We start from the raw sequence: 14,909 nt of genomic DNA on the forward strand, positions 1-14,909 counted from the left end.
GGCATCCTTCATTTCGGTGGAACTGATCGCGAGCGAGGTCTGCAGGTCGGTCACTTCGCCCATCGCCTCCACGACGACCGTGGAGACCGCGACGCCTTCGAGCGGGCCTTCGGAAATGACCACGAAGTCGTGGTCGCCGAACGTCATGTAGTAGCCGATCAGCTTGCCGCCGGACTGCTCGAACAGCTCCGCGATGGCCTGCGCGCGGTCTTCGGGGTTCTGCAGCATGCCGCGCACGGCGTCGGGCGTGTAGCGGCCTTGGGTGATGAAGGTGGGCATGAGCCTGTCTCCAAGGGCGGGCGTCCAGCTTGCGCCGGGCGCGCGCCGCGACGTTGATGCAGGTCAGCTTCCCGTCCTGCGCGGCCGTGCACGGCCGCCCGCTAAACTGCGGGCATGCGAAATCCCCTACAGGACCAGCTGCTCAAGGCCGGGCTGGTCAAGAAGTCCCAGGTCGCGCAGGTCGCGCGCGAGCAGGCCAAGCAGCGGCAGGGCAAGGCGCCGCCGGCGCCGAGCGAGGAGCAGCGCGAGGCCGAACGCGCGCGTGCGGAGCGCGCGGAGCGCGACCGTGCGCTGGCCGCCGAGCGCAACGCGCAGGCACACGCGCGCGAACGGCGCGCGCAGGCGCGGCAGATCGTCGACACGCAGCGCGTGCGGGGCGACGGCGAGATCGAGTACCGCTTCGTCGACGGCAAGGCGATCCGTGCGCTGCCGGTCGGCGCGGCGCAGCGGGCGCAGCTCGCCACCGGTGCGCTGGTCATCGCGCGCCTCGACGACGGCTACGCGCTGCTGCCGCGCGCCGCCGCCGACAAGGTGCGCGCCCGCGACGCGTCGATGATCGTGCTCGACCATGCCGAGGCCGCGCCGTCGCCGCCGCCCGCGATGAGCGACGACGACGCGTACTACGCGCGCTTCGACGTGCCGGACGATCTGATCTGGTGAGCCTCGCGGCGTGTCGCACCGGGGCCGAGCCGCGCGTTTCCGTGCGCCGTACCTGCCCGGCGCGCGCGGAGGCCCGGGGTCGACGGCAGAACGGGCGTGTCCCGAACCGGGCGTCGTGGAGGTGCACCGCCTCCACGCCGCGTCCGACGCGTTCGACAATCCTGTAGCGAGCCGTGTGACGTCCTGCGAGCAGGGCTTCAGGGAGACGCCGCCGGCATCGCGACACAACGGTGCCTGGCCGTGCCGCCCGACGATCGCCGTCAACTCCAATTCCGGTCCGGCTGCGTGCGATACCGCTTGGCGGCGTCGATGACGTCCTGCAGTTCGACGGGGTCGCTGAAGGGGTCTTCGTCGAGCTCGGTGACGCGGTTGAGTTCGCGTTGCCACCGGCGCAGCTCGTCGACGTAAGGCGCGTACGGCACGCGGCGCAGGCGGCCGCCGTCGTCCTCGACGTCGCAGATGCCGTTGTGCAGCCATTCGCCCGTGTGCCAGTCGGGCATGTCGACGGCGGGGAACAGGCAGATGCCGTGCAGGTCGATGCCGCGGTTCACGGCGGCCATCGATTCCTCCATCACGTCCTTGAGCCAGGCGGGGCGTCCGTCGCGCATGCCGCTGGTCTCGGAGATCAGCATCGGGCGACGGTAGCGCTCCCACACGCGGGCGATGAGCGTGCACAGCGGCTGGATGCGTTCGTCGCAGGGGCCGAGCGCCATGTGCGGGCCGTGCTCGCGGTACTCCATCTGCCCGAACGAGTAGCAGTTGGCGCCGACGATATCGAGCACGTCGGGCGAGCCGCCGAGTTCGGGATGCAGCCGCCCGGACAGCACGTCCCAGGCGTAGCACGCGTCGTCGACCATCTCGCGCTCCGCCTCGTCGGCGAGGTCGGGCCGGTCGCGTGGCGGCACGACCTGGATGACCGGTTCGACATGGATCATGCGGGCATCGGGATCGACTTCGCGCACCGCGCGCACCCCGGCGATCGCCGCTTCGCAGAGCACGTGGCGGAAGCGCAGGCGCGTGGCGCGATCCCCGCCGAACGGCGCGACCCAGCCCCACTCGCCGCCGCAGAAGCCCCAGAAGGTGATTTCGTTGATCGGCGTGAAGTAATGCGGCCCGCGCACGCGCGGCACCACGTAGGCGGCCGCCGCACGGCAGTAGTCGGCGAAGCGCTGGACGAAGCCGGGCTTGAACGGATCGACGTCGTCGGGATAACCGTAGTGGCAGAGATCCCACACCGGCAGCACCTGCGCCGCATTCATCGCCTCGATCATCGGGTCGACATGGCGGAAGTCGTAATCGCCGCCGCGGTCGACGAGGGGCCAGGGAATGCCTTCGCGTGCGACGGCGATGCCGAGCCTGCGCAGGTGCTGGTAGTCCTCGTGCGCGTGTTCGCGGTGCTGCGTCTCGTCGACGAGGTCGCGACGCCCGCGGCCGCGCCATTCGAACGTCGAGCATTCGAAGCCGGAGAGAAAGAATGTGGGGAACAGGCCGGGACGTTGTGCCATCGGCGGGGCCGGTCGGGACGTGTCGCGGTTCTAGCGCAGGGGCGATGCGTGCCGAGCGAAGGCGGCACGCGCCGGTGTGAACGCAGCGCGCCGGGCACGACGTGAAGCCGCGGCGTCAACTCGATGAACGCCGCGCGTCGCGTAACGCAATTCCAATGTCGAGGTCACGCGCCCGGATGGCGTGCCTGGCTAACCTGGCATCGTCCGCTGATCGGACCGTTCCACCGCTTCCAAGGAGCACGTGATGAACCGGAACCCCCAGGGCGACAAGCACCCGCAGCATCGGATGGGCATGGATTCGCAGTCGCAGGCGCAGCAGGCATCGGGCCGCAGCGCTGGCGACACGCAGGGTCAGCAGGGCTCGCGTAGCGCATCGCAGCAGGGCGCGGGCCGGGAGAATGCAGGCACGCAGGCATCGCGCGACAGCCAAGGTCGTCAGCAGAACCGCTGACTTTTCGGATACGAATGATCGGGAGGGGGGACAGCTCCGGCTGTCCCCTTTTTTTCGCCTGCGCGGCGACGCTTCCCGGCGGCGCGATCAGTCGTCGTCGCGCGAAGCCGTGCCGACGAGCGCGCGGTACTGCGCCGGCGACAGCTTCGGCAGGGTGCGGGCGAAGGCCACCAGCGACCAGATGCGGCGGTCGTCGTGCGTGCGGCCCCAGGCGGGCATCGCGCTCATCTTGATCCCGTGCTTGATGACCCAGAACGCTTCGGCATCGTCGTCGATGCCTTCCTCGACGAGGTTCGGCGGCTGCGGATACAGGCCGGCGCGCAGTTCGCTGGACGCGCGTCCCGGCGCGAGGTGGCAACCGGTGCATTCCTCCGCGTACTCGCGCGCGCCCTCGGCGATCAGCGCGGGGTCGGCGAGGTTGCCCGGCACCTGCACGCTGCGCGCGGCACGTTCGGTGGACGCATCGCGCAGGCGGTCGACCAGTCGGAGCGTCAACGGCGCATGCGGCACGTCCGCGCCCATCGGATAGGCGCCGGCATTGACGAAGGCGAAGGCGCCGATGGCCGCGACGGCGACCGTGGTGGCGACGCCGAGGGCGAAGGCGCGGGCGGAGGGGCTCATGGCGGCGACCGGCAGTGGGGAAACGCGAGCGTCGGTCGGCGCTCGTGTGCGCCGTGTCTGCATGCACCGGGCGTTCGGCGGCGGGCGGCCGGCGCGCCGCTGCGATACTGGGGGCATGACCCTTCGCGCCGCGTGCGCCACCGAGTCGTCGATGACCGCCTCCGCGCCCGAGCCCGTCGCCACCTCCGCGCGCCACCGCTACGCCTGGCTGGCGCTGGTGGCGCTCGCTGCGGCGGCGCTGCTGTATGCCGACCCGGTGTACGGCGCGCTGCAGTCGCTGCTCGACCGCGCCGGGCCCGTGATCCGCGCGCATCCCGTGGCGGGCGTGGCGGTGTTCGTGCTGCTGTCCGCGCTGTCGGCGGTGCTGGCGTTCTTCTCGAGCGCGGCGCTGGTGCCGGTGGCGATCGTCGCGTGGGGGCCGGCGGTCAGCGCGCTGCTGCTCTGGGCCGGCTGGTGGATCGGCGGCACGCTCGCCTACGGGATCGGCCACCTGTTCGGTCGGCCGCTGCTGCGTGGGCGGCGCATCGCGCAGGTCGTCGACACCTATCGCGCGCGCCTGCAGGGGCGCCCGGGCTTCGGGCTGGTGCTGCTGCTGCAGCTCGCGCTGCCATCGGAAGTGCCGGGCTACCTGTGCGGGCTGCTCGGCGTGCCGCTGCGCACGTACGCGCTGGCACTCGCGGTGGCCGAACTGCCCTTCGCCGCCGGCACGGTGCTGCTGGGCGACGGTCTGGTGCGCCGCAATGCGCCGCTGCTGCTCGGAGTGGCGCTGCTGGGCGGCGCGGCGATGCTCGCGGCCGGCGCGCTGCTGCGTCGGCGCATGCGCGCGCCGCGGCGCTGATCAGCCTTCGCGCGTCCGCGTCACGAAGCGCTCGAGGTCCGGGAAGAACGCGTCGAACGTCGCTTCGGCGAGCGGCTCCACGCGCCGGAGATCATCGAGTGTGGCGACGAGGCGCTCGCCCTGGCGCGACAGTCGTCCCGCCATGCGCGTGACCGCGCGATCGACGCTGTCGCGTTCGCGATAACTCCCGAGCCAGTCCGATGCCGCCATGCGCGGCGCGATCGCCTGCAGCCGCGGCGGCAGGTCGGCGTGGCGTTCGCGCAGCACGTCGTAGACGCGCGCGGTGAACGCGTCCAGCGGCGGTGCGGCGGGCGCGCGCGTGGGCCAGTCGCGCGAGAGCAGGTGGTCGAAGTAGACGTCGAGCACCACGCCCGCGAAGCGCCGGTGTCCCTCGGGAAATTGCGCCCGCAGTGCGGTGACGTCGGGATGCGTGTCGGTGAAGCGATCGATGCGACGGTGCAGCAGGATCTCCGCGTGCTCGACGCGGCCGAAGCGTTCTAGCCCGTTCGAACCGGCGGCGAAGTCGCCCAGCAGCGCGCCCAGCAGCGCTGCGTCGCTGTGCCGTGCGAGGTAGAGGTGCGCCAGCCAGTTCATCGCCGCAGTTTCAGCGCCGTGGCGCGGCGGCCGTGTACAGGTCGATTACCGACCCGATCGCCGCGCGGCAGACATCGCAGAACGCATCGGCGCGAGTGAACATCAGGCACTGCATCTGCGGGCGGTAATAGCCGGTCGCTTCGTAGTTCGCGCCCTCGAACGCGCCGGTCGCACGCCGGTAGGGCGAGCGTGCCAGCATCGCCTCGACATGCGCCTGCTCCTCGCGGAACAGCGCGCTCATCTCGGCCTCGGGTCGCCGCTCGGCGCGCAGCTTCGCGCGGCGCGCCTGCACGTCGCGCTCGTAGGCCTCGAACTCGGCCTTCGGCCATGGCGTGGGCAGCGGCACGTGCGAGGTCGCCCACTTCGGATGCGCGGAATCGGCGGTGACGTTCGGCTCCCACGGCTCCACGCGCGGGCCCGACGCCGGCGCGTACGCGACCGGCGAGGTGTAGTACTCGTCCGCCAGGCCCGCGAAGTGGTGGCCGAACTCGTGCACGAAGACGTAGTTCGACCAGTCGTTGTCGGCGGCCACGGTGCTGAACTGGCCGAAGATGCCGCCGCCGCCGTAGGTCGCGCCATTGAACACGATCTCGACCACGTCGTAGGGCGCGTACTGCGCGAGCTCGCGGAAGGCGCGATTGTCGAGCGTCAATGCGTAGCGTTCGCTGCCGAAGATGTCGTAGCGCAGGCCGGTGGCGCCGGCGCGGTACGTCCCCGTCGACGGCCGGCTCACGCCCGACTGCGGCACCGGCACGGTGAGCGCCCAGACGTTGAAGTCCGCTGCGCGCTCCCGGAACGGCGACACGGTGAACAGGTGGTCGGCGAAGCGGCGCGCGTCGGCTTCGAACTTGCCGAGTTCGTTCGCCGCGTAGCCGTCGCCGAGGATCAGCAGGTCGACCTTGTGCGCCGGGTCGCCAGTGCGGCGGATCGCGATGGGCGCCGCCGGCGCCGGACGCGCGGCGCGCTCGATGTCCGGTGACGCGGGATCGACGCGCAGCGACCAGGCCTCGACGAAGCGGTTGGCGGCATCGCGCGAGTACACCTTCAGCACGACGGGCTTTGCGGGCATCGGGAAGCGCAGCGATTCCTGGAAGCTGCGCTGCAGCGCGCGCGCCTCGCCGGTGGTGCGCCATTCGCCGAACACCGTGCTGTAGCCGCGCGAATACAGCACGCGGCCGCTGGCCTCGTCGACCACGTCGAAGCGGTGCGCGCCGCGACCGCTGGCGTCGATCGGACGATCGGGATTGCCGGCCCAGGGCAGCGGCTCGACCACGACGCGGTCGAGCGCGAACCGCTCGGACGTGGCGTCGCCCGCATGCTGGAGGTCGACGCGCAGCGTGGCGGGTGCGGCGGCGACGGGCAGCGCGAAGGCGAGCAGGGCGACGAAGAGGGCGATGCGCATGGGAGCTCCGGCGGCCGCGCCGCGGCGTACCCGGGCAGGGTAGCGGCATCGGGGGCCCCGGCCGCGCTAGGCTTGGCGCGTTGCCCAGGGAGCGCATGCATGGCATCCGGATCGCAGGACCTCGACCTCTTCGTGCGCGAATCGCTGACGCGCGGCCAGAGCCGCCAGGCCATCGGCGAAGCGCTCGCCGCCGCCGGCTGGACGCCCGAGCAGACGCGCGGCGTGCTGGATCGCTACGCCGACGTGCCGTTCCCGGTGCCCGTGCCGGTGCCGCGCGCGTCCACCTCGGCGCGCGAGGCGTTCGCCTACCTCGTGCTGTTCGCCACGCTGTACTTCGCCTCGTGGAACCTCGGCAGCCTGCTGTTCGACCTGATCGACCGCACCTGGCCCGACGTCGCGTCGAACGACTACGTCTTCGCGTCCAGCGACAGCTCGATCCGATGGGCGGCCGCGGCGATCCTGATCGCGTTCCCGGTATTCGCGTTCGTGGCGCGCCGCGTGTCGCTCGACGTCGCGCGGTATCCGATCAAGCGCCTCTCGCCGGTGCGGCGCTGGCTCACCTACGTCACGCTCTTCCTCGCCGCCACGGTGCTGATCGGCGACATGACCACGCTGGTCTACAAGGTGCTGGGCGGCGAGACGACCACGCGCTTCCTGCTGAAGGTGGCGGTGGCCGCGCTGATCGCCGGTGGCATCTTCGGCTACTACCTGCACGACCTGCGCCGCGAGGAGGACGCCGCATGAGCGCGCGCCCGATGGGGACCTGGCTGCTCGCCGCGGCCGGTGTCGCGGTGCTGGCGAGCCTGGCGGCGGCGATCGCGGTGATCGGCACGCCCGCCGAACAGCGCCGGCTGCGGCTGGACGAGGCGCGCGTGGCGGCACTCGGCCAGCTGGAGGCGGCGATCGACCGCTACCGTCTCGACGAAGGCCGCCTGCCGGCGCGCCTCGACGCCGTGCCGCGCGTGCGTAACGCGTCGCCATCGATCGCGCGCGATCCGGAAACGGGTGCGCCGTTCGGGTACCGCGTCGTCGACGCGCGTCATTACGTGCTCTGCGCCGCGTTCGCCCGCCCCACGCCGACGCGCAGCGGGCGCTGGGTCGATCCGGACTGGCGCCATCCGGCCGGTCGCCACTGCTTCGCGCGCACGGCCGGCGGCCGCGCGGCCGATGCCGCAGCGGCGGCCGCCGAGGCGGCGAAGGCGGCCGCGCAGGTCGTCGACTAGCGTGGTTCGCGGGACGCGACGCCGCCAGCGCCTAGAATGCGGCTCCGTTTCCAGCAGGCGTCGCGATGTCCCCGAAAGCCACGGTGGTGAAGGTGGAGCTGCAGGTCAGCGACATGGACCGCCACTACTACGCCTCGCATGCGCTCACGCTCGCGCAGCATCCGTCGGAGACCGACACCCGGCTGCTGGTGCGCCTGCTCGCGTTCGCGCTTCACGCCGACGAGCGCCTGGAATTCGGCCGCGGCCTGAGCGACGAGGACGAGCCGGCGCTCTGGCGGCGCGACTACACCGGCGACATCCAGCAGTGGATCGAACTCGGCCAGCCCGACGAATCACGCCTGCGCAAGGCCGCCGGGCGCGCCGACGAGGTCGTCGTGGTCGGATACGGCGGCAACGCGGCGGAGAGCTGGTGGAACCGCAACGCGGCCGCGCTGGGGCGGCTGTCGAACCTCGGCGTGCTCGAGTTCGATGCCGACGAGCTCGACGCCGCGCTGCCGCTGCTCACGCGCGGCGCGCGCCTGACGGCGATGATCCAGGACGGCGAGCTGCAGCTGATGGACGCCGAGCGCAGCGTCGCGTTGCGCCCGCGCGTGCGCAAGGCCGCCACGCCGCGCTGACGCGGAGTCAGGCGCCGGTGCGGACCAGCCGGTGTTCCGCGCGTTCGCAGACGGTCACGCTGTCGGGCTCGCCCGCGCTGGCGACCACGTGCACGCGGTCGCCGGCCTTGAGTGCCTGCGCGTCCACCGACGGCGCCTTGCACAGGTTCCAGCGCGCCGGCAGCTGCACGCGGATGTCGCGACCGGCATCGCTGCGTACCACCACCACCGCGTTGCCGTCGTAGGCCCAGGGCGCGGTATCGACACTGGCGACGCGGCCGTCGAAGGCCACCTGCTGACCGGCGGTGAAGCCGCCGCCGGCGGGTGTGACGGCGCAGCCGCCGAGCAGGCCGAGGGCGAGGACGCAGGCGAGGGCAGGGCGCATGGCAGGGCTCCGGTGGCGGGTCGCCAGCGACTGTAACCATCGCGCGTGACGGACGCGCGGCCGCCGGCGACGCACCGTTCCGCCGCGTTGACCGCACCGACGCGCCGCGACGCGGACACTGCAGGCCTACCGTCCCGGGGCTTCGCCATGATTCCGCTGTCCGTCCTCGACCTCGCCCCGATCGCCGAAGGCAGCGACGCGCGCACCGCGTTCGCCAACATGCGCGCGCTGGCGCAGCATGCCGAGCGGCTCGGCTATCGCCGCTACTGGCTGGCCGAACACCACAACATGCCGGGCATCGCGAGCGCGGCGACCGCGGTGCTGATCGGCCACGTGGCCGGGGCCACCTCGACGATCCGCGTCGGCGCCGGCGGCGTGATGCTGCCCAACCACGCGCCGCTGCAGGTGGCCGAGCAGTTCGGCACGCTCGGCACGCTGTATCCCGGCCGCATCGACCTGGGCCTCGGCCGTGCGCCGGGCACCGATGCGCCCGCCACGCGCGCGCTGCGGCGCTACTACGCCGGCGCCGACGAATTCCCCGCCGACGTCGTCGAGCTGCTGGCCTACTTCGAGCCGGTGCGGCCCGGCCAGCCCGTGCAGGCGGTGCCCGGCGCGGGCGTCGAGATCGAGCCGTGGATCCTCGGCTCGAGCCTGTTCGGCGCGCAGCTCGCCGCGAAGCTCGGCCTGCGCTACGCGTTCGCCTCGCACTTCGCCCCGGCGGCGATGGAGGAGGCGCTGGCGCTCTACCGCGCGCGCTTCGAGCCGTCGCCGCGACAGGCGGCGCCGCACGCGATGCTGGCGGTGAACATCGTCTGCGCCGACACCGATGACGAGGCGCGTCGCCTGTTCACCACGCAGCAGCAGGCCTTCGTCAACCTGCGCCGCGGCCGGCCGGGGCTGGTGCCGCCGCCGCTGGAATCCGGCGATGCGATCGACGCCTTCTGCAGCCCCATGGAAAAGGCCGGCATCGACCAGGCGCTGTCATGCGCCGCGGTGGGCTCGCCGTCGACCGTGGCGGCGTGGATCCGCGATTTCGTCGCGCGGCACCGCCCCGACGAGCTGATCGTCACCGCGAACATCCACGACCCGGCCGCACGGCTGCGCTCGTACGAACTCGCTATGCAGGCAGTGGCGTCGATCGCCTGACGTGTTCAGCGCTTCATCGATCCTGTCTCGATGAAGCGCTGGTGCCAGGACAGCGCCTCGCCCAGCAGGTGCGGCGTGTGCCGCCCGAACGAATCGCGGCAGGCGCGCTCGAAGTAGTCCTCGAGCATCGGGCGGAAGTCCGGATGCGCGCACGAATCGATGATCCGCCGCGCGCGCTGCTTGGGCGACAGACCGCGCAGGTCAGCGAGGCCCTGCTCGGTCACCAGCACCATCGCGTCGTGTTCGGTGTGGTCGACGTGGCTGGCCATCGGCACGATCGTCGACACGTTGCCGTTCTTCGCGCTGCTGGGCGACATGAACACCGACAGGTAGCCGTTGCGGGCGAAGTCGCCGCTGCCGCCGATGCCGTTCATGATGCGGCTGCCGGCGATGTGCGTGGAATTGACGTTGCCGTAGAGGTCGGCCTCGATCATCCCGTTCATGGCGATGCAGCCCAGGCGACGGATCAGCTCGGGGTGGTTCGAGATTTCCTGCGGACGCAGCACGATGCGCTCGCGGTAGAAGTCCACGTGCCGGTTGAACTCGGCGATGCCGTCGGGGCTCAGCGAGAACGATGTCGCCGACGCCATGCGCAGTACGCCGTCGCGCAGCAGTTGCAGCATGCCGTCCTGGATCACCTCCGTGTACGCGGTGAGATCGCGGAAGCCACCGGCCCCGAGGCCCGCGAGGACCGCATTGGCGATGTTGCCCACGCCCGACTGCAGCGGCAGCAGCCGCTCGGTGAGCCGGCCCCGCGCGATCTCCCGTCGCAGGAAGTCGAGCAGGTGGCCGGCGATCGCCTGCGAATCGGCATCCGGCGCGGCGAACGGCGAGTTGCGATCGGGCGCATCCGTCTCCACCACCGCGACCACCTTCGCCGGATCCACGCGAAGGGTGGTCTCGCCGATGCGGTCGTCGGGCCGCGTGAGCGGAATCGGGCGCCGGTTCGGCGGCAGCGCGGTGCCGTAATAGATGTCGTGCATGCCCTCGAGCGACTCGGGCTGCCAGTGGTTGACCTCGAGGATCACCTTGTCGGCGAGGTCGAGCCAGGTCTTGTTGTTGCCCACCGACGACGACGGCACGAGCAGACCGTCCTCGCGGATCGCGCTGACCTCGACCAGCGCGACGTCGATCGGTCCGAAATAGCCGAACCACGCGTACTGCGCGACGTGGCTGAGGTGGATGTCGATGTACTCGAGCTCGCCGGCGTTGATGCGTTCGCGCACCGTCGGATCGGACTGGTAGGGCAGGCGCAGCTCCATGCCCTTGACCTTCGCCAGCGCGCCGTCGAGCTCGGGCGCGGTGGAGGCGCCGGTGAGCACGCGCACGCGGAAGGCCTCGTTCGCGGCATGCGCGGCCTCCATGCGCGCGGCGAGCGCGGCGGGTACGGCCTTCGGGTACCCGGCGCCGGTGAAGCCGCTCATCGCGACGGTGTCGCCGGGATTGATGAACGCCGCAGCCTCGTCGGCGCTGCAGGTGCGGGCGGCAAGCGCCGCGTTGCGGATGCGGTCGGTCATGGAAGCCTCCTCGCCGGATTGTCGGCCGCGCGACGTCGCACCGGTGTCGTGCCCGTGCGTCACAGCATCCGCTGCAGCACGTCGTCGCGGCGCACCCAGCGGTGCCAGAGCGCGGCCAGTACGTGCAGGCCGATCACCGCGTAGAAGACATTGCCGACGACCTCGTGCGCGTCCTCGGCCGCTTCGCCCCAGCCCGTCACCGGAAACGGCGCGGGGAGCGCCCAGGCGGTGAATGGCACCGGCACCGCATGGCCCTCGGCCCAGATCGCCGCCATGCCGAGCAGCGGCTGCACGACCACGAACAGCAGCAGCGCCACGTGCACGAGCGCGGCGGACGCCGCCTGCGGGCGCGACGACGGCGCCGCCGGCGGGACGCATCGCAGCAGGTGGCCGAGCAGGCGCGGCAGGAACAGCGCGGGGAGCAGCAGACCGGATGCCACGTGCCAGTCGCCGCCGTCCTCCATGCCCTCGGCGGTGATGTAGGCCACCACCACCAGGGCGGCGCTGAGCCAATGGAGGGCGCGCATGGGCGCCGGATAACGCGCGGTAACGCGGACCATCGCTCGCTCCTGCTGCCTGGATGCGGCCATCATCGCGACGGCGGACGTGGGTGCCTTGATCCCGATCAAGCCGAAACCCGGGGAAAGTGCGGCTGCCGGTCGCGACCCGCGACGCGAGCGCCGGGGCTCAGTCGACCATCGCCGCGCGCTGGCGCGCCAGCAGCGAGGGCAGCAGCGTGTCGAAGGGCTGCGGCCGCCCACGCAGGAAACCCTGCAGCGCGACGCAGCCGTGGTCGAGCAGCCAGCGCTCCTGCTGCTCGGTTTCCACGCCTTCCGCCACGGTCCCGATGTCGAGCGACTTCGCCAGCTCGATGATCGACCGGCAGATCGCCGCGTCCAGCGCGTTGTGGTCGAGGTCCTGCACGAACGAGCGGTCGATCTTCAGGCGGTGGATCGGGAACCGCTTGAGGTAGGCGAGGCTGGAATAGCCGGTGCCGAAATCGTCGATCGAGAAGCACACGCCGAGGTCGGCCAGGCGCTTCATCAGGTCGATCGCGCGCTCGGGCGACTGCATCACCACGCTCTCGGTGAGTTCGAGTTCGAGTGCGCCGTCGGGCAGGTGGAGGTCGCGCACGAGGGCCTCGACGTCGTCGTACAGCTCCTCGGTGAACTGCGCGGCCGAGACGTTCACCGAGATGCGCACGCCCGGCAGGCCCGCCTCGACAAGGCGCACGTGGTGGCGCGCGGCCTCGGCCAGCACGCGGCGCCCGAGCTCCATGATCAGCCCGCTGTCCTCGCAGGCGCCGATGAAGTCCGCCGGCGGCAGCAGGCCGCGCTGCGGATCGCGCCAGCGCACCAGCGCCTCCAGCCCGTGCGCCTGCCCGTCGCAGCCGTACTGCGGCTGGAACAGCACGGTGAACTCGTCCTTCGCCAGGGCTTCGCGCAGCCGGCGCACCAGTTGCAGGCGCTGCGCCACGTCGGCGTCGAACTCGTTGCGGTATTCCACCGCGCGATTGCGACCGCCGAGCTTGGCCTGGTACATGGCGAGGTCCGCGTGCCGCAGCAGCGTCTGCGTGTCCTCGCCGTGCGCGGGATAACAGCAGTAGCCGATGCTCGCGCTGACCGTGTGCCGCACGTCGCCCAACATGATCGGCTCGGTTAGCGACGCCCGCATGCGGTCGACGATCTCCGACGGCTTGTCGTCGCGCTGCGGCGACGACAGGATCGCGACGAACTCGTCGCCGCCGAACCGGCTCACCGTATCGGTCTCCCGCACCGCTTCCTGCAGTCGCCGCGCGACCTCGCGCAGCAGCACGTCGCCCATGCCGTGTCCGAGGCTGTCGTTGACGAGCTTGAAGTCGTCGAGGTCCACGAACACCACCGCGGTGCCGGTGCCGTAGCGGTTGGACTGGTGCAGCGCCTGCTCGAGGCGATCCTCGAGCAGCAGGCGGTTGGGCAGGCCGGTCAGCTCGTCGTGCGTGGCGCGGTGCGCGAGCTGCTCCTCGAACTGGTGGCGCTCGCTGACGTCGTTGAGGATGCCCACGAAATGGGTCAGCGCGCCGCGGTCGTCGCGCACCGGCGCGATGTACACCTCGTTCCAGAACAGCGTGCCGTCCTTGCGGTAGTTGCGCAGCAACGTGCGCACCTCGTGCGACTCGCGAAGCGCGTTGCGGATGATGTCGATGCCGGGCTGGTCGCGGTCGTCGCGCTGCAGGAACCTGCAGTTGCGGCCGCGTACCTCGGCGAGGTCGTAGCCGGTCATGCGCAGGAACGCTGGGTTGGCGTACACCACCGGCTGGTCGGCGCTGCGCGCATCGGCGATCAGCACGCCGTTGTCGGTGGATTCCACCGCGCGCCGCAGCAGGCGCAGGCCCGCCTCGTGGCGTCTCCGCTCGGTCTCGTCGACCAGGCCACCCACCATGCGCAGCGCCTGGCCTTTCGCGCCGCGTGCGATGCGCCCGCGCTCGGCGACCTGCGCGTAACCGCCGTCACGGCGCAGCAGGCGGTAGGTCTCCTCCCATTCGTCGGCGGCGCCGGCGAGGGCGCCTTCGAGCGAGGCGATCACGCGCTCGACGTCGTCGGGATGCACCAGCGCCGCCCAGCCGGCGTGCGAGAGCTCGATGCTGCCCGGTGCATAGCCGAACATCGCATAGAACGAATCGCTCCACCACAGCGTGCCGGTCTCGAGGTCGAAGTCGTAGACGGCGTCGCTGGTGGCGCGGGCGATCATCGCGAAGCGGTCCTCGTTGCGCTCGCGTTCGGTGACGTCCTGCGCGGCGACCAGGCGCGCGATCTGCCCGTGGAACATGGTGTCGCGCACCGCCAGCGAGAGCCGCATGCGGCGGCCGTCGTGGGTGTGGCAGGTGACCACCGCCCCGTCGCGCCACGTGCCGCTCCAGCACGACGCATCGCCGTGCGGTGCCTCGTCGACCGGCAGGAAGCAGTCGAGCGCCTGCCCGACCAGCGTCCCCACCTCGTAGCCGAACAGGCGCGCGGTGGCCGCGGTGGCGGCCATCACGCGGCAGTGCTCGAGGTCGAAGATCCACATCGGCACCGGGTTGTCGTCGAACAGCGCACGGTACTGCGCCTCGACCGCGCGCAGCTGCAGCCGGATCGACTCCAGCTCGGTGACGTCCTTCATGAAGCCGAGCACGCGCCGCTCGCCGTTCTCGGTGATCAGCTCGCCGGTGGTGAGGATGCGTCGCAGCGAACCGTCATGCCGCCGCACGCGCAGCGCGATCTCGGGCGGGCGCTTGCCCTCCAGCAGCGCCTCGACACCCGCCAGCGCGGTGGGCGCATCGTCCGGATGGATCGCGGCCATCACCCGCGTGACGTCGATGCCGCGCGTCGGATCGAGCCCGAAGATGCGGTAGCTGCAGGGCGACCACCACAGCGCGTCGGTGTCCGGGCTCCAGACGTATTCGCCGATCCCCGCGATGCGCTCGACCTTCTGCAGGCGCGCGATGCGGGCGCGCATCCCGGCGAGGCGCCGCAGCAGCAGGCGCACCCGCCGCGCGCGACCGCCGATTCCCGACACGACCCCGACCATCGCCGCGAGCTTCGCGCTGGCGGACAGGAGCGTCGCACCCGACGAGGTCAGCCCGTCCATCGGCATCCGATCGGTCGAAGACGACCGATCATCCGGGTCGCGATGTCACGCCCGCGTTCACGCCGGCGGCGCAGGGCAAGCGG

Annotated in this window: 16 protein-coding genes; 7 read left to right on the top strand and 9 right to left on the bottom strand. The window is 71.7% G+C overall.

Features of this window, described 5'->3' with window-relative positions:
• On the bottom strand, window positions 1–279 hold a 279-nt coding region (locus E4F61_RS06605; RefSeq protein WP_133478883.1), incomplete at its 3' end, for a GYD domain-containing protein.
• A 114-nt stretch (window positions 280–393) separates the two neighbouring features.
• Between E4F61_RS06605 and E4F61_RS06610 the strand changes: the two genes are divergently transcribed.
• Window positions 394–939: a DUF2058 domain-containing protein gene (locus tag E4F61_RS06610; RefSeq protein ID WP_133478884.1), complete on the top strand. Its 546-nt coding sequence runs from the start codon at window positions 394–396 to the stop codon at window positions 937–939.
• A 260-nt stretch (window positions 940–1,199) separates the two neighbouring features.
• Here the strand turns inward: E4F61_RS06610 and E4F61_RS06615 are convergent, their stop codons facing one another.
• Window positions 1,200–2,444, bottom strand: coding sequence for a glycoside hydrolase family 1 protein (locus E4F61_RS06615; RefSeq protein WP_133478885.1), 1,245 nt, complete (start codon window positions 2,442–2,444; stop codon window positions 1,200–1,202).
• A gap of 244 nt (window positions 2,445–2,688) precedes the next feature.
• Between E4F61_RS06615 and E4F61_RS06620 the strand changes: the two genes are divergently transcribed.
• Window positions 2,689–2,895 (top strand): hypothetical protein, encoded by a 207-nt coding sequence (locus tag E4F61_RS06620; RefSeq protein WP_133478886.1) that lies wholly within the window; start codon window positions 2,689–2,691, stop codon window positions 2,893–2,895.
• An 87-nt stretch (window positions 2,896–2,982) separates the two neighbouring features.
• Here E4F61_RS06620 and E4F61_RS06625 read toward each other — a convergent pair whose 3' ends face one another.
• The gene (locus tag E4F61_RS06625; protein ID WP_133478887.1) at window positions 2,983–3,516 is read right to left on the bottom strand and encodes a c-type cytochrome; all 534 of its coding nucleotides are present in this window, start codon (window positions 3,514–3,516) and stop codon (window positions 2,983–2,985) included.
• Between the two features lie 115 nt (window positions 3,517–3,631).
• Here E4F61_RS06625 and E4F61_RS06630 point away from each other — a divergent pair, with 115 nt between their 5' ends.
• Complete coding sequence (locus E4F61_RS06630; RefSeq protein WP_162301426.1) at window positions 3,632–4,354, top strand: TVP38/TMEM64 family protein; 723 nt, start codon at window positions 3,632–3,634, stop codon at window positions 4,352–4,354.
• Here E4F61_RS06630 and E4F61_RS06635 read toward each other — a convergent pair whose 3' ends face one another.
• Window positions 4,355–4,948: an acyl carrier protein phosphodiesterase gene (locus tag E4F61_RS06635; RefSeq protein WP_133478889.1), complete on the bottom strand. Its 594-nt coding sequence runs from the start codon at window positions 4,946–4,948 to the stop codon at window positions 4,355–4,357.
• A 10-nt stretch (window positions 4,949–4,958) separates the two neighbouring features.
• Complete coding sequence (locus E4F61_RS06640; protein WP_133478890.1) at window positions 4,959–6,350, bottom strand: M64 family metallopeptidase; 1,392 nt, start codon at window positions 6,348–6,350, stop codon at window positions 4,959–4,961.
• Window positions 6,351–6,449: 99 nt separating this feature from the next.
• Here E4F61_RS06640 and E4F61_RS06645 point away from each other — a divergent pair, with 99 nt between their 5' ends.
• From E4F61_RS06645 to E4F61_RS06655, 3 genes are all read left to right on the top strand, one after another.
• Window positions 6,450–7,094, top strand: coding sequence for a DUF5671 domain-containing protein (locus tag E4F61_RS06645; protein ID WP_133478891.1), 645 nt, complete (start codon window positions 6,450–6,452; stop codon window positions 7,092–7,094).
• Window positions 7,091–7,573 carry a hypothetical protein gene (locus E4F61_RS06650; RefSeq protein WP_133478892.1) on the top strand — a complete coding sequence of 161 codons (483 nt, stop codon included), beginning with the start codon at window positions 7,091–7,093 and terminating at the stop codon, window positions 7,571–7,573. Before E4F61_RS06645 ends, E4F61_RS06650 begins: the two co-directional genes overlap by 4 nt.
• 65 nt (window positions 7,574–7,638) lie before the next feature.
• A complete protein-coding gene (locus E4F61_RS06655; protein WP_133478893.1) occupies window positions 7,639–8,190 on the top strand; it encodes a YaeQ family protein in 552 nt (183 codons plus the stop codon).
• 7 nt (window positions 8,191–8,197) lie between these two features.
• On the opposite strand, the gene E4F61_RS06660 is transcribed toward E4F61_RS06655, so the two are convergent.
• Window positions 8,198–8,554: a hypothetical protein gene (locus tag E4F61_RS06660; RefSeq protein WP_133478894.1), complete on the bottom strand. Its 357-nt coding sequence runs from the start codon at window positions 8,552–8,554 to the stop codon at window positions 8,198–8,200.
• A gap of 147 nt (window positions 8,555–8,701) precedes the next feature.
• On the opposite strand from E4F61_RS06660, the gene E4F61_RS06665 reads away from it, so the two are divergent.
• A complete protein-coding gene (locus E4F61_RS06665; RefSeq protein ID WP_133478895.1) occupies window positions 8,702–9,700 on the top strand; it encodes an LLM class flavin-dependent oxidoreductase in 999 nt (332 codons plus the stop codon).
• A gap of 5 nt (window positions 9,701–9,705) precedes the next feature.
• Here E4F61_RS06665 and scpC read toward each other — a convergent pair whose 3' ends face one another.
• From scpC to E4F61_RS06680, 3 genes are all read right to left on the bottom strand, one after another.
• Window positions 9,706–11,217, bottom strand: coding sequence for a succinyl-CoA:acetate CoA-transferase ScpC (scpC, locus tag E4F61_RS06670; RefSeq protein ID WP_133478896.1), 1,512 nt, complete (start codon window positions 11,215–11,217; stop codon window positions 9,706–9,708).
• Window positions 11,218–11,276: 59 nt separating this feature from the next.
• Window positions 11,277–11,810 (bottom strand): cytochrome b, encoded by a 534-nt coding sequence (locus tag E4F61_RS06675; RefSeq protein ID WP_338016004.1) that lies wholly within the window; start codon window positions 11,808–11,810, stop codon window positions 11,277–11,279.
• A 94-nt stretch (window positions 11,811–11,904) separates the two neighbouring features.
• Complete coding sequence (locus E4F61_RS06680) at window positions 11,905–14,826, bottom strand: sensor domain-containing protein (protein ID WP_162301427.1); 2,922 nt, start codon at window positions 14,824–14,826, stop codon at window positions 11,905–11,907.
• Window positions 14,827–14,909: the final 83 nt, after the last annotated feature.

This window comes from Cognatilysobacter segetis, from assembly GCF_004359965.1.
GTDB classification, from domain to species: Bacteria; Pseudomonadota; Gammaproteobacteria; order Xanthomonadales; family Xanthomonadaceae; genus Cognatilysobacter; species Cognatilysobacter segetis.